The organism is Pseudoalteromonas sp. MM17-2, from assembly GCF_022347945.1.
Lineage (GTDB): Bacteria > Pseudomonadota > Gammaproteobacteria > Enterobacterales > Alteromonadaceae > Pseudoalteromonas > Pseudoalteromonas ruthenica.
This window is the reverse complement of record NZ_JAKRFV010000002.1, coordinates 278,716-295,710: the sequence shown is the minus strand read 5'-3', so window position 1 is coordinate 295,710 and position 16,995 is coordinate 278,716. Positions and strand designations below refer to the sequence as shown.

Annotated in this window: 12 protein-coding genes and 1 tRNA gene; 1 reads left to right on the top strand and 12 read right to left on the bottom strand. The window is 46.0% G+C overall.

Annotated features, from left to right (window positions below; translation table 11 throughout):
- Window positions 1–46 precede the first annotated feature (46 nt).
- Window positions 47–1,237, top strand: coding sequence for a class I SAM-dependent methyltransferase (locus MHM93_RS03010; protein WP_239447960.1), 1,191 nt, complete (start codon window positions 47–49; stop codon window positions 1,235–1,237).
- Between the two features lie 9 nt (window positions 1,238–1,246).
- Here the strand turns inward: MHM93_RS03010 and MHM93_RS03005 are convergent, their stop codons facing one another.
- From MHM93_RS03005 to recR, 12 genes are all read right to left on the bottom strand, one after another.
- Complete coding sequence (locus MHM93_RS03005) at window positions 1,247–1,546, bottom strand: PilZ domain-containing protein (protein WP_239447958.1); 300 nt, start codon at window positions 1,544–1,546, stop codon at window positions 1,247–1,249.
- A 137-nt stretch (window positions 1,547–1,683) separates the two neighbouring features.
- Complete coding sequence (locus MHM93_RS03000; RefSeq protein WP_022944034.1) at window positions 1,684–2,055, bottom strand: response regulator; 372 nt, start codon at window positions 2,053–2,055, stop codon at window positions 1,684–1,686.
- Window positions 2,056–2,133: 78 nt separating this feature from the next.
- Entirely contained in the window at window positions 2,134–6,036 is a 3,903-nt protein-coding gene (gene hrpA, locus MHM93_RS02995; protein WP_239447956.1) for an ATP-dependent RNA helicase HrpA, read from the bottom strand.
- 132 nt (window positions 6,037–6,168) lie between these two features.
- On the bottom strand, window positions 6,169–6,627 hold the full coding sequence (locus MHM93_RS02990) for a CBS domain-containing protein (RefSeq protein ID WP_022944032.1): 459 nt from the start codon (window positions 6,625–6,627) through the stop codon (window positions 6,169–6,171).
- Window positions 6,628–6,675: 48 nt separating this feature from the next.
- Window positions 6,676–7,704, bottom strand: coding sequence for an isoaspartyl peptidase/L-asparaginase (locus MHM93_RS02985; RefSeq protein ID WP_239447954.1), 1,029 nt, complete (start codon window positions 7,702–7,704; stop codon window positions 6,676–6,678).
- A 142-nt stretch (window positions 7,705–7,846) separates the two neighbouring features.
- On the bottom strand, window positions 7,847–8,590 hold the full coding sequence (locus MHM93_RS02980) for a reprolysin-like metallopeptidase (RefSeq protein WP_239447953.1): 744 nt from the start codon (window positions 8,588–8,590) through the stop codon (window positions 7,847–7,849).
- Window positions 8,591–8,606: 16 nt separating this feature from the next.
- Window positions 8,607–9,323, bottom strand: a complete 717-nt coding sequence (locus MHM93_RS02975; protein ID WP_239447951.1) for a hypothetical protein — start codon at window positions 9,321–9,323, stop codon at window positions 8,607–8,609.
- Between the two features lie 410 nt (window positions 9,324–9,733).
- Window positions 9,734–10,285 (bottom strand): LysE family translocator, encoded by a 552-nt coding sequence (locus MHM93_RS02970; protein ID WP_239447949.1) that lies wholly within the window; start codon window positions 10,283–10,285, stop codon window positions 9,734–9,736.
- Between the two features lie 886 nt (window positions 10,286–11,171).
- Window positions 11,172–13,547, bottom strand: a complete 2,376-nt coding sequence (locus MHM93_RS02965) for an Ig-like domain-containing protein (protein ID WP_239447947.1) — start codon at window positions 13,545–13,547, stop codon at window positions 11,172–11,174.
- A 489-nt stretch (window positions 13,548–14,036) separates the two neighbouring features.
- Window positions 14,037–14,112, bottom strand: a tRNA-Ala gene (locus MHM93_RS02960).
- A 120-nt stretch (window positions 14,113–14,232) separates the two neighbouring features.
- The gene (gene htpG, locus MHM93_RS02955) at window positions 14,233–16,149 is read right to left on the bottom strand and encodes a molecular chaperone HtpG (RefSeq protein ID WP_138509132.1); all 1,917 of its coding nucleotides are present in this window, start codon (window positions 16,147–16,149) and stop codon (window positions 14,233–14,235) included.
- Between the two features lie 146 nt (window positions 16,150–16,295).
- The gene (recR, locus tag MHM93_RS02950; RefSeq protein ID WP_022944025.1) at window positions 16,296–16,907 is read right to left on the bottom strand and encodes a recombination mediator RecR; all 612 of its coding nucleotides are present in this window, start codon (window positions 16,905–16,907) and stop codon (window positions 16,296–16,298) included.
- Window positions 16,908–16,995: the final 88 nt, after the last annotated feature.

The following is a 16,995-nucleotide window of genomic DNA, read 5'->3' as shown; positions in this document are numbered from 1 at the left end:
CACAGCAGCTTCAACATACTCACTCTAGGAATTATTAGGAGGCTCAATGGCCGGTGCGATTTATCTTCAAGCAGGACGCGAAAAATCACTGAAACGTAAACACCCGTGGATCTTTTCAAAAGCAATTAAGAAAACCAAAGGCAACCTCGGCCTAGGTGACACGGTCACCGTTTACGACAGTCAGGGAACATACTTGGCTACGGCCGCTTATAGCCCACAGTCACAAATTCGCGCTCGGGTATGGAGCTTTGACGAACAAGAATCTATCGACCAGGCGTTCTTCTATCGCCGTTTAGCTCGGGCCCTTGATGCCCGCCAGCACGCTATTGAAGAAGGCCAGTTAACCGGTTTCCGCCTATGTGCCGGTGAATCTGACGGCCTTCCTGGAGTAACAATAGATAAATTTGATAACTACTTAGTCTGTCAGTTGTTAAGTGCCGGTGCAGAGCGTCACAAAGGTGAGATAGTCGCCGCGTTAGTGGAACTGTTCCCTTCTTGTCATGTTTATGAACGCTCAGATGTAGAGGTGCGTAAAAAAGAAGGATTAGCGCCAACAACCGGCGTGCTATCTGGCACGGCGCCAGAGCACCCGGTGTTGATAAAAGAAAATGGCCTCACCTGCGAGGTAGATATTCTGCAAGGCCATAAAACCGGCTTTTATCTCGACCAACGAGACAGCCGCGCCGCCCTAGAGCGCTTCTCCAAAGACAAGGAAGTATTAAATTGCTTTTGTTACACCGGCACGTTTGGTTTATATGCCTTGCGCGGTGGCTGCTCTAAGGTGATCAATGTCGATGTATCACAGCAAGCCCTTGATATTGCCAAGCGCAATGTGCAGCACAATGACTTAGACTTAGGACGCGCTGAGTTTGTCAAACAAGACGTATTTAAGCTACTTCGTGAATACCGCAGCGAAGGACGCACCTTTGATACCATCGTCATGGATCCACCCAAGTTTGCCGACTCAAAGGCGCAGCTCAACGGCGCATGCCGAGGCTATAAGGATATCAATATGTTGGCGATGCAGCTGCTTAAGCCAGGCGGCACTCTACTGACGTTCTCGTGTTCTGGACTCATGGAGCAAAACTTATTTCAAAAAGTGGTCGCCGATGCTGCCCTAGACGCCAATAGAGAGCTACTCATTGTCGAGCGCTTAAATCAGGCCGCCGATCACCCTATCGGAGGCGCTTATCCTGAAGGCTTTTACCTCAAGGGGCTGATCTGCAAAGTGTATTAACGCTTTACCCTAATTAATATCGATCATTTCCACACCAATGCAGTACTGTCCCTGGTCGTCTTGCGTACAACGCACGACCTGGGTCAGCGCTTTAAGTGGCGGCACCGAACCATCGGGTGAGTTGATATCCACTTTTACTGTGGCGCCCGGGTCGATGGGTTCATCAACCAGTAACTGCATGCCTGTGGCGCTCAAGTCGCGGCAGGTTGCCGTTAACTGCAAATATTTATCATTGTGTGATACCTCAAGCTTTGCTTGCGCATTCACCATCATGCGCATAAAGCCGCGCTTATCGTCGTCATAAAGCATTGTTGTTCTCCTTTTGTGCTTTACAGCAGCCGATCGCAGGCCTATCACTACCTACCTACGCATGCCGCAGTTGGGGTCGCATCACAAAGCCCATTTAAAGGGGCGAAACATGTGTTGCTATAGGCAGCATACTCGGATTAAATGAGGGTTTGCAAGCTATCCAATAACTCGTTGAAAGATAAGGGTTTTACGAAGTAGGCATCACAACCAGCGGCGTACCCTTGTTGCTTGGCATGGGGGGATTCGAGTCCGGATATCATTAACACCGGAATATCTTGCGTTTCTGGGGTGTTTTTTAACATGCGACAGGTGTCGAAGCCATCAAGCCCCGGCATACACACATCGAGCATAATGGCGTCCGGGTGCTGATTGATGGCCTCGTTCAAGCACTGCTTGCCCGAATCAACATACTGCAATTGGTACTGTTGACCAAGTGCTTGAGCATACAGTGTAAAATTAAAATATTCGTCATCGACTACTAATAGCTTAGCTTTGCCGTGATTATTCAACTTGTTCCCTATCCTTGTCGGCGAGCACCTGAATCACTCTAATAATATAAAGTTACCTCAGCTTAGCGCGAATGCAAGTTAACTCTCGGCGAGATAGTCATTAATTGCGTTCAACACCCGTTTTGCCGAAACCGGATAAGGGGTTCCCAGTGTTTGCGCGAATAACGATACACGTAGCTCTTGCTGCATCCAAAACAGCGCTTGCAAGGCCGGCGGCTGGGGCTCACCTTTAGGGTGTTTGGCCAAACACTTATGGTACGCCTGCGCTACTTTATCCAGTTCAAGGGTACACAAACGGTCGCGGTTAGGGTCCACCGGTAGTTTTTCCAAACGTTTATCTATGGCTTTCATATAACGGCATAAATCGGCCATTTTATGCGCCCCATGATGGCTAACGAAGCCTTTAAAGACCAGGCTTTCCAATTGGCTTTTAATATCACCGTGGGCGGTGATCATGGTTAAGTCCACTTTGCCACGCATACGCTTATGAATACCGTGAGCCAAGCTCAACACCTGCTCAACTTGCAAGGCAATCGCCACCACAGTGTCGCCCAGTTCGCCGCGAATAAAGTCTTTGGCTTTATTAAACGCTTCAGCGTCTCGGATTTCACCGCATTGCTCTAAAAGCTTATCAACCCCAGCGGCGATACAATCATCAATCAGCAATTGCACTTTACCAAAGGGGTTAAAATACAAACCTAGCTTGGCTTTATTCGGTAAATTCTGCTGTAAATACTTAATTGGCGAAGGAATATTCAAAAGCACCATGCGCCGCAGACCCAACTGGTGCGCTGCAGATGCTTTGCTTGGTGAATCGAATAGCTCAATCGCGGTGCTGTCTTTTTTGTCGACCAAGGCAACAAAGGCTTTGACCTCGTATTGACCTTGTTTTTTCACATAGGACTGGGGTAAAGAGTCAAATTGCCATTCCACTAAGCCGTCGCGCTCAATGCCCTTATCCGCGACCTGCGATAGGGTATTACTCACTTTATCCGCAAGTTGTGTCTTTAAGGCCTCTACGTCATAACCACGGGCCACTAACTTACCCTTATCATCACGCACTTCAAACGCCATGCGCAGGTGTTCATCCAAGGCGCTGGTATCAAAGTCCTCAGCGTCCACTTTGGCTCCAGTCATGCGAAATAGGCGCAGCGCCAGCGCCTCACGCAACGACCCTTGCAGTGGCTCTACAGAGCTGAGTACCGCGTCCGCGTAATTCGGTGCCGGCACAAAGTTGCGACGTTGGGTTTTCGGTAATGATTTGATAAGAGCGCACACCAACTCATGGCGCAGCGCCGGAATATGCCAATCAAAACCTTCGCCGCTGACTTGGTTGAGCAGCGCCAAGGGAATTTGCACCGCCACCCCATCGACGTCTTGCCCGGGTTCAAAGTTATATTGCAACGGCAGCACTAGGTTGCCTTGCATCCACACATCCGGGTAGTTATCCGCCGTGATCTCAGTGGCCCCGTGCTGCATCAGGTCTTCTTTGCGCATGAACAAAAAGCGTTTGTTGTGACGCTTTTGTTCTTTGTACCACTTCAAGAAGCTAACACGATTACATATATCACTAGGGATGTGCTGGTCATAGAAATCAAACAATGCTTGCTCATCCACTAGAATATCGCGTCGGCGTGCCTTGTTCTCTAAATCTTGAACTTCTTCGATAAGCTCACGGTTAACTTGCAAAAACGCTTCACTGGCGCCGAGCTCTTGCTCGACCAAGGCCGTGCGAATAAATATTTCTCGGCTAAGGGCCGGGTCAATTTTATCGTACTGACTGCGCTTACGCGCCACGATAGTGAGGCCATACAGAGTTTGTTGTTCAAAGGCGATCACCGCGCCGGCTTTTTTCTGCCAGTGCGGTTCACTGTAACTGCGTTTCACCAAGTGCTGTGCTAGGGGCGCCAGCCAACTCACATCAATTTTGGCATTGATGCGAGCATATAACTTGGAGGTTTCCACCAGCTCGGCAGACATCACCCACTTGGGGCGCTTTTTAAACAGGTTGGAGCCTGGGAAAATATGAAACTGACTATTGCGTGCGCCCTGATAAAACGCATTCTTTTCGTCTTTTTGGCCTATATGGCTGAGTAACCCGCTCAACAGCGCCTGATGTATCGCCTCATGTTCAGGCTCGTTGTTACTGTCCTTTAGGCCCATTTCGTTACAAATCGTCGTGACTTGATAAACAATATCTTGCCACTCACGAATACGCATATATGCCAGAAACTCTTTTTGGCATAACCTGCGGAATTGATTGTTGGTGAGCGCTTGCTGTTGCTGCTCCAAATAATGCCACAAATTCAAGAACGCGATGAAATCAGAATGCTCATCATCGAAGCGCGCATGCAGCTCATCGGCCTTGGCTTTTTTCTCTTGCGGACGCTCTCTGGGGTCTTGAATGGCTAACGCCGCTGCAATCACTATCACTTCACGCATCGCCCCCATGGAGACACTGCTAAGCACCATCTTCGCTAACCGAGGGTCCAGCGGCAAGCGTGCTAGGTCACGTCCCAACTTAGTGAGCTTGGTCCGCCCTTTATGTTTGCTCGCTTGCACTGCTTCGAGCTCTTCAAGCAGGCGCACACCATCGTTGATGTTGCGGCTATCCGGCGGCTGTACAAAAGGGAATTGGCTAATATCACCAAGCCCCAAACCCAGCATTTGCAAAATGACCGACGCCAAGTTAGTACGTAGAATTTCTGGGTCAGTAAATTCTGGACGACCAAGAAAGTCTTCTTCGCTGTATAAACGTATACACACCCCCGCTTCAACCCGGCCACACCGGCCCTTACGTTGATTGGCACTGGCTTGCGACACCGCTTCAATAGGTAGGCGCTGGACTTTAGTGCGGTAACTGTAGCGGCTAATACGCGCCGTACCCGGGTCTATGACATAGCGGATCCCAGGCACCGTCAGTGAGGTTTCGGCCACATTCGTGGCGAGCACAATACGGCGTTTATTACCGGGGTGGAATATGCGATTTTGTTCGGCATTGGATAATCGTGCATACAAAGGCAGCACTTCGGTATGCTTTAAGTTGCGCTTGCTCAAGGCATCGGCGGTATCCCGAATTTCGCGCTCACCATTCATGAAAATCAAAATATCCCCAGGGCCTTCGCTGTAGAGCTCATCTACAGCATCAAAAATACCCTGCAGTTGATCATTCTCATCTTGGTTGTCGTCACCGCCTTGTATCTCGGTTAAGGGCCGATAACGTACTTCAACGGGGTATGTGCGTCCGGAGACTTCAATGATTGGGGCGTCATTAAAGTGGCGAGAGAAACGCTCTGGGTCGATGGTTGCTGAGGTGATAATTACTTTAAGATCCGGGCGCTTGGGTAGCAGGTTCTTTAAATAACCAAGGATAAAGTCGATGTTTAAACTGCGCTCGTGCGCCTCATCGATAATAATAGTGTCGTATTGATTCAGGTAGCGGTCGTTTTGTATCTCTGCAAGTAAGATACCATCAGTCATTAGCTTAATGTAGCTGCGTTCACTGACCTGGTCGCTAAAGCGTATTTTAAAACCGACGGTTTCGCCGATTTCGCTATGGAGTTCTTCGGCAATACGCGCTGCCACACTGCGAGCGGCTAATCGACGTGGTTGAGTGTGGCCAATTAAGCCCTCAACGCCACGGCCTAACTCTAAGCAAATCTTTGGCAGCTGAGTCGTCTTACCCGATCCGGTTTCACCGGCGACAATCACCACTTGGTGCTTCGCTATTGCTGCTTTTATGTCTTCACGTTTATCGCTAACCGGCAGGGCCGCTGGGAATTGCGGTTTTGGCAGTTGTTCAAGGCGTTGTGTGCGATGGCTGATGCTGTGCTCTATCGCCCGCTCAATTTTGGCCAGTACGCTTTGTTGCTTCTCGGAGTCGGAAATCTTATCAGCGCCTTGTAGGCGCCTTTTTAATACAAACTGATCCTTTTTCAAACACTCGGAGAGTTTACCATACAACGGCTTGCTTGCTGACACTCAGGCCCCTAATTAACGACTTAAAAATGGTCGCTAAGCTTAGCAAACTATCAGCGCCAAGTGTAGCGGGTATTAAGCTCTGAATGCCGATGGCTGGGCCTTTTTGGCTATTAATCAGAGCCTACAGCAACACTAAACAAATCGATGTCCGGACGTATAATTACAATGCAGATGCTTATCCAATGCCAGTAGGATGTGCGCGCGGGTGATAATCCCGAGTAACTTACCCTGTTCATCACATACCGGGTACATTTTCGGCTTATCAACTTTCATATTTTCGGCGAGTGTCATCACACTCTCCTCTGGCGTCACACACAGTGGCTCTTTGGTCATGACATCACCAACAACTGTATGTGCTTCATTTTGGTAAGTGGATGTCAACATATGTTGTAAGCAATCCTGCTCCGACACGAAACCGATGATGGTTCCGAGGTCGTCGACAACAGGTCCTCCGGTTTGGCCGCTTTGTAATAGCCTCTCTACAGCCGTTTCAATCGGCATAGTGGCTTTGAATTTTACTGGTCTATGGTTGTAATAATCAGCGACTTTGATTGATTGCATAGGCACCCCCAAATAAGTAAACGCCAACATAGCTAACTATAGTTGGCGTTTACAAAATTGCTTATATCTTTGAAGGATTTATTCGTCTTTAAAAATCGCTACATAGGTGTCACTGGTTGATGACTTGCTAGCGCGATACATACCTTTGGTATTAAACGGCATGCTGATGTTTCCTTTGCCATCAACAATGATGACTCCCCCGGTTCCACCAGCGTCAAACATGGGTCCAAAAATAACTTCTTTCCCCGCCTGCGCTATGCTTTTTTGCTGATATTGCACACGTGCGCAAATGTCGCTCGCTACTTGATAACGGATGAAGAACTCACCATGGCCGGTTGCTGAAACCGCACAAGACTCATTGTCGGCGAATGTACCCGCGCCAATGATCGGAGAATCACCAATACGACCAAAGCGCTTCGCCGTCATACCTCCTGTTGATGTACCCGCTGCCATATTACCGTGTTTATCCAAAGCTACGGCGCCAACCGTACCCATTTTATAGGATGTGGGTAACGCTTGATGACGAGCTTGGTAGTCTTGACTTGCGGGCTTGGCTTTATCTAATTTTTGTTTTGCCTTGAGCAAGGCTTCATAACGATGCTCTGTATCAAAGTAACTGTTATCAACCTTCTCCACCCCCTGCTGCTGAGCAAATGCTTCAGCCCCTGCACCGCTGAGCAGCACATGAACAGAGTTCGTCATTACTAAGCGTGCCAAGTTAATAGGGTTTTTAATGTGCTTTACTCCAGCTACAGCGCCGGCTTGGCGCGTACGTCCATCCATGATCGAGGCATCGAGCTCATGAGTGCCTTCATAGGTGTAAACGGCCCCTTTGCCGGCATTAAAATAAGGAGAATCTTCCAGTACATTGATCGCCGCATTGACTGCATCTAGGCTTTCACCTCCTTGCGCTAATACTTGATAGCCGGCTTCAACCGCCTGCTTGAGTTTGTCGCGATAGGCTTTTTCTTGCTCCGCAGTGAAGCGGGCTTTTTCGATGGTGCCGGCACCACCATGGATAGCAATGGCAATGGGTTCATCGTCAGCCATAGCAGGTTGCGCTGCTAAAGCACTCAGTGCTGCGAATGTATAAAGTATAGACTTCATGAGGCTCTCCGTTTATGGCCTAGGGCTTTTGTTATTATTCGCCAAATACTATGGGCGCTTGGATAACGATTGGCAACCTGATGCGATTAACGGCAGTGATAAAAAAGAGCACCACAGTGGTGCTCCTCATTCAGGGGGAATACTATTTAAAGTTGGCGATACTGTTTTTCGTTGCTTCCACGGTTTTCCAAGCATACGCTTGCCCAGTTATGCCGTAAGGGAGACCGTTTACACTCCAGTTTGGATTGGCAAAGTAATCATATTGCGTGGCACTGCCAAATACATGTGGGTAGGCCATAATGCTGGCAAATTGATTATCAACGCCGTGGCCCATACCATCGACATACACACCGCCACTGGTATCGCCTTGTTTGCGTGAATGGGCCAAGCCTTGATTATGTCCTAGTTCATGAACAAAGGTGGTTGCTCCACAGTCCACTGCGGTAATGCTATACATGTTGTTTGAAGTAGAGGCATATAAGTTACCAGAAGCACTGCTGCCTTGGCCTACCCAAGCAATACCGCAGGTAATATAACCATTCGAGCCCGCACCTTTACCTAGCACAGCCATCATATCGGCTCCCCAGCTATTACGCAGGTTTTGAACACTCGAAGCATTGGTCACTGAGTTCAACCAACTGCTTGAGGGGCTGATACTGTAATTACCTAGGTTTTGCTGGCCAGCAACACGAAGCTGTAGATCAATACCGTTTTGACTGTAAACCTGATTCGCAAAAGCAATCAACTGATTGATCTTTGTATTAATATTACCTGTAGCCGCTGCTGCTTCATCAGTATACAAAATACCAATATCAATCGTCGCTGCTTGCGCCATTGACGCACCCATAGCACTTGCAATAAGCGCTGATTTTACGATTTTTTTCATTATTGTTCCCTTATTTTTAGTTAGTGGGGGTGGTTGTAAATTGAGGATTGAAATTTTCCGGGTTGGCGTCAGCTTGGTGACTACTTGCATGCACCTCTTGCTCTTGGTGCTGGCGATAAAGATCGCGTTTTGCCGCTATCCATCCATGCTCGTCTTTTGATTCAAAAACATAATTGCCACTGGGTGCCGTCAGCTGACCATAGACGGCGTCTTTTCCAACAGTTAATACCGTGGTATGAAAACGCCCCCCTGCCCCTGTTACCGCACCAAACACACTCCTATCGCCATTTTCAGCGACACTGACGTTATTTACTTCAGCAACAAAGCTCTCTTGAGTTTGCGGTATCATCAGTTCAAAAGTGTCACCGGCTTCAAGAGCACGCAACGCGCTCAGGTCAAATTCCACATAGGCTTCATTGTGTAAGTCGGTTGGGATCACGCCCGCCTCTTGCAGCTTTGCTTGCGCGGTTTTCGATACCTTATTGACCGAGGCAACACCAAAGTCAGTAGGCTGATGCCTATCGTGCTTCGCTGGTGTCTTTAGCAAAGGTTGGGAACTGCTTTTCGGTTCAGTGACCGCTTGTTTGTGTATTGATATTTGTGCAACAGGGGGTTGCTGCTCGGCTGTTTCGATTGTTGCGTTATGATGAGTGCTTGGGCCTTGCTGCCCAAGATAAATCCAAAGAAGTGCGCCTGCACTCACGCTGATAAGCGCTAAAAATATCCACCGCATGATACGTTCCGTTATTAGTTATTTTGGAACGCAGAATAATCATACAAATATAAATTCTCAATTAACAAGTGTTCGATAATTGAGCTTTAAATATTGATTTTTACAAATAAGCACAAAATAAACAATAGGTTACGACATTTACATAAATTTACATTAAAATAACAAATATACCTATTTATGGTACTTATGCGTACTCATAAACTCCTTTTGCTAACGCCAAGGGGGAAGTGAATAAAGGTTCATCAGTTAGGTTCGATTGACAGAATTCAATCAAGTCTGACAGTCGCATTTGTGCCACTAGAGAGCGATGGTAATGCCGCATTAGGGTGTGAGCAACACTTACCTACACTCTAAGAGAAGTAAAAACGACAAGCATTGCGAATTATTCTTAAATACTAAGAGTAGTTGGATTATCGCTGCTTCATAAAAGCCACCGCCAGCCCCGAAGAGACAAATGTTATGCCTGCGCCAATATTGAGCCCTGACACGAGTTTAGGTTTATTTCTGAACCACTCGGACAACTGAGGCGAGAAAGCACTCATAAAGCTGAAGCCTACTGCTGTTAATACCGCAAACCAGACTCCATAGCCTAACATTTGAATTGTCACTGACCTTAAGTTTGGATTTACAAACTGAGGTATGAAAGCAAGAACAAACATGCCGGGCTTTGGATTGAACGCTGCTAATAGAAAGCCCGTTGACAAAATAACTTTCAAAGACTGCCTTTTCACGGGCTCTAATGAGAACAGATTCCTCGAACGAAGAACCTTTATACCCAACCAAATTAAATATGCAGCACCAAGAAGTTTCACGACGTAAAATGCTACTTCCGGGGTTTGAATTAGAAGCGTTAGTCCGAAAGTTGCGGCGACAACATGAAATAAAATACCCGCTCCAGAAGACAGCCCTGACTCTACCGCCGCCTGCCTCCCTTGACTTAAGCCTCGACCAATCGCGAGCAAGTTATCAGGGCCTGGCGATAAGCAACAAACACTTCCAATGGGAACATAAAACCTCCTTGTTGTATGAATATGAGTGCTGACGCAGGCGTAATGGCCGGATTAAGCTTGCCTAAAATAGCGAAGAATGAGTGACCGCCGAGCTAAAAGCGTCTATCCATTGATGCGCTAGTTAGGGTTACTGCGACACTTGATAGCTCAATGGTTTTATTTTTTTTGATTGTGCCATAAACAACTTTATTTTTGGCCGACTTATCAGCTCGAATTGTAACCATGACAGATTCACAAGACTGCTTAACCAAATTAGTGTTTTGAGCGAAGCAAACTCTTAGAGAGTTTTGAGTTGCCAATAGTGACTTGGTTATCGCTTGAGATAGCAATAATTATTGCACCACGAACATAGATTGGAGGCAATGGGTCGCTGTGAAGTAATCACGACGGGCTCAGTAAAGTAGGCGCAGCTCACCGAAAGGAGAGTAACCCACGAATACCACCAAGGCGACGCTTCGCCATGATAACTGACGACACTACTTGCTTCATTCGATGTGTTAACTCAATTTATTGAGCGGCAACTGAAGGTTAAAGGTTTAGACAGAGATCGGTGTACTCTGCTTGACATGTGGGATCATACCAACGCTGAGCTAACAGCCAGAATTGAATAAGCTAAAATCAAGCGAAGCGACGAGCTTATTTAATTTCGCCCTAATTTAGCACCTTGCAATGCGTTTACACTCTACTTTCGAAACACTTGCGCCTGTATCAGCGAACTAAACTTTTATTTATAAAAACACCCATTCAACGTCAAACTAAGACAAACCACCCCAACATACAAATTGGGGTGGATAAGTTGAATGGGTGTCCACGTTAAATTGCTATCATCACCCTAGGATTATTTTTGCCTTGAGCTCCATTCTAGTTCTGGTAGCTCGACATAGGTTCTCCAATCTTTTCCGTCTTTGGAGTGCCAGATATACTCATCTTGTCGACCACTGTATATCCACAGCCTATCAGAGAACTTAGCACCTGTTAAATAGGTATTAAACCTAGATATAATAGGGCTTGCTTCGACCGTCCAGTCTATTCCATTATCAGATGAATAGACGGCGCTATTATTAGCGGTATAAGCTTGTCCGTTAATCATCCAAAGTTTGCCGTTAAAATTGAACACTTTACTAGTATTAGCATATTCATTTGGAATATTGGGGGCTGCATTCCTCAAGCTCCAATTAACTCCATCTTCTGATGACCAAATTTCGTTAGCCGCCTTTGCTTGGTTACTTTCAATTACCAGGCCACCGTACATCCACATGATGTCATCGTGGACAAATAATGTAGGCTTACGTCTAGGCTTATATGCTGCCGAGCTATTTTGCACAGTCCAATTGAACCCATCTTCGGTCGAGTAGATTGTGCTATTTTCACTACCGTAAGCGTCTCCATATAGCCATAGCTTACCTTGAAAGACGATTGCAGATGCTACCTTTCCTATATAAAACCCTGGATTAGGTTGGATTAATGTCCAATTAACTCCATCATCAGAGCGCCACACATCTGACTGTTCTACCGCAGCTCCACCTGTTCCCCTTCCTTTTTGACCACCTACTAAATAAAGCTGCTCATTAAATTCAATTAATTCAAAGTATGCACGCCCCCCAAATGGCGCATTTGCAACCTCAAGTTGCCAGTTTATTCCATCTGGAGAAGACCAAATGCCAGTTTGCCAAATAGTATCGTCGCCTTCGTAGTATTCACCCCCTATCAACCACAACTTACCTTTAAAGGATACCATTTGAGCGCCAAACCCAAGTTTAAAAGGAGGTAAGGAAGGTGTTACATGGACGGTATTAGAAATATAGTCTTCGTGAGCAATTTTAATATAGGCACTTTGGTGTTCTAGCGTGTCTACTGAACGCTGAACATTTATAAAGCTATCTTGAAGTGGCAGTGCATCTTGTGCGGATATAATATTCATCTGCGAATTATCGCATGCAGTGTAATTGGCTATATCACAGTTGGCGTCGGTACTTCTGTATAGCTCCAGTTGCTGACTTTGTTTACTCCATGTTAGCTCTGCATTTGTTAAGCTAATGGCAATATTGAGCTCATCTAATATATAACTGATATCAACATCGTAGGAAGCTTTTGATTCACTGTACACAGCATCTGAAGCTTTTGTTGCGGTTATAGTTGCAACCCCATCTGTGAGTAATGTTAATTCTCCTGTATTTGAATTGACATCTACCACTGATGTATCGCTGGATTGATAAGTTATAGTACCTGAGCCTGTACCTCCTGATAAAGGATTGCTCTGTATCGGGGTATCAATTAACAAATCTAAAGAGTTAGACTGGAATGATAAAGGCTCCTGCTCTCTTTTTGTTACATTAACTGTGAACTGAGCTGTTTGAGGTTCATAAAAAGTGTCACCCGATTTAGTCAGGTTAATGGTAGCAGAACCTGCTTCCACAGGTGTCAATAAACCCGTTTCGGTGTTAATGAGCACAACTTCGGCATTGGATGTCGAATAGGTAACCAGTCCTTCTCCACTCCCGCCTGTATAGTGATTAGTTTTAGTTTCATCTATATAGATGTAAAGTGAGTCTTGCTCAAAAACAATGTCGTCTTGATTTCTTCTATTTATTGTCAATGAATAAGACGCTTCTGCTGAATTATATATTTCATCTGCGGATTTGGTAGCTTTTATGATTGTTGTGCCATTACCTGTAAAAGTTACGTCTCCAGATGTAAGGTCAATAGTTGCAACGTCTGGGTTGCTCGAACTATAGGTTATTGAGCCTGTACCACTTCCACCATTGAGCGGGTTTGTAAAGTTTAAATCGTCCACAAACTTTGTGACATAACTTGCATCAAAAATTAATGCTTCTTGCTCACGCTTTTTAACTTCAACTGAATAACTGGCAGATGCTGACTTGTACTGAGAATCACCACTTTTGGATACAGTAATGGTTGCACTTCCTGCTCCAATACCTTTTATTTGCCCGGTTTGAGGGTTCATTACTTCTACTATTGATGAGTCTGAAGATGAGAACGTTATTGCTCCCGTGCCTGAGCCTCCTGATATCTTATTAACTGGTGGGATCTCGTCTATCAATATTTGGATTGAATTTTCAGCAAATGAAATAGCGGTTTGTGGTACTGGGCTGTTACCTTCGCTGCTATTACTGTCGCCAGAATCACTTCCGCCGCCACACGCTGTTAATAGCATTAGCAGAGCAAAGTAACAAAATGAGCGTAATTGACTCATGATATGTTCCTTCATGATATGTTCCATTAAAAAATGGGAGGTATATAAACACATAAAATCCATACAATCAACACTTATACAGTGCCAGTTCAGGTAGGTTTTCACCTAAGCACTTCGACAGGCCATAGGGGCAACAATTTGAACCTTGCCGCAGCTGTTGCACAGAGTAAAATAGGGTGGGTGACTTCGTTACCAGAAAAATACTCAGTAGGTAATTTATTTATTCTTTCCATAATGTAGTTGTTTAAAGCAAACCAAACTGATTGTTATGAAGTCTTTGTAGATGGCAAGCTTTGAAAGAAACGTATTGGCTGGAGCAACATTCTTGCTGGCATTAGGATGGCACTGCCAAGGCTAGCTAGAGAACGTCTATTCTTTGCTCATAGCTGCCAGTCAGATGAAGTCTAAACCTGTTCATCTAAACTGTAAGATCAGATATTCGCAACTTAAAAAAAGGGAATCAATGTACTGGTAAGTAAAAGAAGTGATTGGTGGAGCTAGGCGGGATCGAACCGCCGACCTCTTGCATGCCATGCAAGCGCTCTCCCAGCTGAGCTATAGCCCCAAAACACGACGTTATTCTATGTTCTTTTAACTCGCTTGAAAACCCCTAACCTCCCGTTTTTTATAAATTAATCAATAAAAAAACCCGAGCTATTGCTCGGGCCTTTCGGTTGGGAACTGTTTACTTATTTAAATCAAGCATGAGCTTATTCAGTCGACTAACAAAGCCAGCTGGGTCTTTTAAGCTGCCGCGCTCAGCCAATAGTGCTTGGTCAAGCAATACTTCTGACCACTGCTTGAACTTATCTTCGTCTTGCTCATCATTTAAATGTTTCACAAGTTGGTGCTCAGGGTTAAGCTCGAACACCGGCTTGGTTTCCGGCGCTTGCTGCCCAACTGATTCCATCAACTTGATCATTTGCGAGCTCATGTCGTTCTCATCAGCAACAACACAGGCTGGCGAGTCAGTTAAGCGGTGTGTAAAGCGTACTTCTTTAACTTTATCGCTAAGCACCTCTTTGATGCGCTCTAAAAGTCCTGCTACTTCCTTCTCCGACTCTTCTTGCGCTTTTTTACTTTCTTCGTCGTCCAAGTCACCTAAGTCAAGATCGCCACGAGTAATCGACTGGAACTGCTTTTCTTGGAACTCAGTAAGGTGGCTCATCATCCACTCGTCAACACGATCGCTCAGCAGTAAGACTTCGATGCCTTTTTTACGGAAAATCTCCAAATGCGGTGAGTTTTTCGCTGCTTCAAAGCTATCAGCCACAACGTAGTAAATCTTGTCTTGGCCTTCATCCATGCGCTCAATGTATTGCTCTAGTGATACATTCTGAGTTGCTTCATCGCTGTGCGTTGAAGCAAAGCGCAGCAGCTTGGCAATGGCTTCTTTGTTAGCCATATCTTCAGCTGGGCCTTCTTTAATCACCCCACCAAACTCATTCCAGAAAGTCTGGTACTGCTCAGGCTTGTTTTTGCCCATGCGGTCAAGCATTTTTAATACCCGCGAGGTACAGCCTTTGCGGATCGCCTGGGTCACTTTGTTGTCTTGTAAAATTTCACGAGACACGTTCAATGGTAAATCATTGGAATCAAGCAAACCTTTTACAAAGCGTAAGTAGCCAGGCATAAATTGCTCTGCGTCATCCATGATAAAGACGCGTTGCACATACAGTTTTAAGCCGTTTTGGCGGTCGCGATTATACAAATCAAACGGTGCACGCTTAGGAATATAAAGCAGGCTAGTGTATTCAGTCTTACCTTCTACTTTATTGTGCGCCCATGTCAGTGGCTCTTCCCAATCGTGGCCTACATGCTTGTAGAATTCTTGATATTCTTCATCGCTGATTTCAGATTTATCACGTGTCCATAAAGCTTCAGCTTTGTTAATAGCTTCCCACTCACCGGGCTTAGCTTCAATTTTCTCACCGTCAGGGCCTTCAGATTCAGGCACTGGCTCGCGATACATTTCCACTGGGATCGAAATATGGTCTGAGTATTTAGTCACGATACCGCGTAGGCGGAAGTCATCAAGGAACTCTGTTTCATCATCGCGCAGATGTAAGATAATCTCAGTGCCTCGACTCGGCTTGTCGATATTCGCGAGTGTGTACTCACCCTCGCCTTTTGACTGCCATTCAACAGCCTGGCTTTCGCCGGCCTTGCGCGTGCGCACAGTCACTTCGTCGGCAACGATAAAGGCCGAGTAAAAACCTACACCGAATTGACCAATGAGTTGCGAGTCTTTAGCTTTATCTCCAGTAAGGTTTTGGAAAAACTCAGCGGTACCCGATTTGGCAATCGTGCCCAATGCACTCACCACTTCATCACGGTTCATGCCTATGCCGTTATCGCTGATGGTGACAGTTTTTTTATCTTTGTCTGCGCTAATACGCACTTTTAAGTCGGCATCGCCTTCATACAAACTGTCATTTTCTAACGCCAAGAAACGCAGCTTGTCTGCCGCATCTGACGCATTAGAAACCAACTCACGTAGGAAAATCTCTTTGTTGGAATACAAAGAGTGGATCATTAAGTTAAGCAGTTGCTTTACTTCGGTTTGAAAGCCGAGCGTTTCTTTTTCTGATGTTGCTGTCATTTCTCTCTCCGTTAGCAAACAATCCCAGCATGTCTGGGAAGCAGATATGCTCTGTATATGGGGTATTGCATCTCGGATTCAAGAGCGTACGCATAAAAAAAACGCCTAACGGCGGTTTTTTGTAAGTAAACAGACTTCTCTAAAAGTCAGCTTTCATATTGCACTTGTTTACGACCATTGAAGGCATGGGATAATGTCATACCATCGACTAAGTCAAGCTCGCCTCCAACGGGCACGCCATGGGCGATGCGCGACGCACCGACATTGTACTGTTTACACAACTGGGCAATGTAATGAGCCGTGGTTTCGCCTTCAACTGTCGGGTTGGTCGCTAATATCACTTCATTGATGCTGCCTTGGGCAAGTTTTTGCTCTAACACGTCTAGGCCAATTTCATTCGGGCCAATGCCATCGAGTGGCGAAAGATGACCCATTAATACGAAGTATAAGCCTTGATAGTGCCCTGTTTGTTCAACCGCCAAGACGTCACTGGGTGATTCCACAATACATAACAAGCCCGAATCTTGGCGCTTTATATTGCTACATAACTCGCAGATATCTTGCTCTGTAAAGGTACGACAGCTTTGGCAGTGACCAATGTCTTGCATCGCTTGGTTTAAGGCTTGCCCTAATTGTGCCCCCCCTTCTCGGTCTCGCTCTAATAAATGAAAAGCGATGCGCTGCGCTGATTTCGGGCCAATGCCTGGTAGGCAGCGTAAAGCGTCAACAAGTTGCGTTAATTTTGGAGATAATTGCATAACGGATCCCAAGTACCACAGAGGTCATGAATACACCGGTGGCCTAGCCACAAGCGTTGGCAAGAGCACAAGGCAGACATTGACCTTG

Bases quoted from the DNA above. Each gene is read 5' to 3' on its own strand.
- htpG (WP_138509132.1), bottom strand. From the start codon at position 16,149: ATGACAGCAACATCAGAAAAAGAAACGCTCGGCTTTCAAACCGAAGTA.
- MHM93_RS02975 (WP_239447951.1), bottom strand. From the start codon at position 9,323: ATGCGGTGGATATTTTTAGCGCTTATCAGCGTGAGTGCAGGCGCACTT.
- MHM93_RS03010 (WP_239447960.1), top strand. From the start codon at position 47: ATGGCCGGTGCGATTTATCTTCAAGCAGGACGCGAAAAATCACTGAAA.
- MHM93_RS02985 (WP_239447954.1), bottom strand. From the start codon at position 7,704: ATGAAGTCTATACTTTATACATTCGCAGCACTGAGTGCTTTAGCAGCG.
- MHM93_RS03005 (WP_239447958.1), bottom strand. From the start codon at position 1,546: ATGCTTTATGACGACGATAAGCGCGGCTTTATGCGCATGATGGTGAAT.
- recR (WP_022944025.1), bottom strand. From the start codon at position 16,907: ATGCAATTATCTCCAAAATTAACGCAACTTGTTGACGCTTTACGCTGC.
- MHM93_RS02980 (WP_239447953.1), bottom strand. From the start codon at position 8,590: ATGAAAAAAATCGTAAAATCAGCGCTTATTGCAAGTGCTATGGGTGCG.
- MHM93_RS02965 (WP_239447947.1), bottom strand. From the start codon at position 13,547: ATGAGTCAATTACGCTCATTTTGTTACTTTGCTCTGCTAATGCTATTA.
- MHM93_RS02990 (WP_022944032.1), bottom strand. From the start codon at position 6,627: ATGTTGGCGTTTACTTATTTGGGGGTGCCTATGCAATCAATCAAAGTC.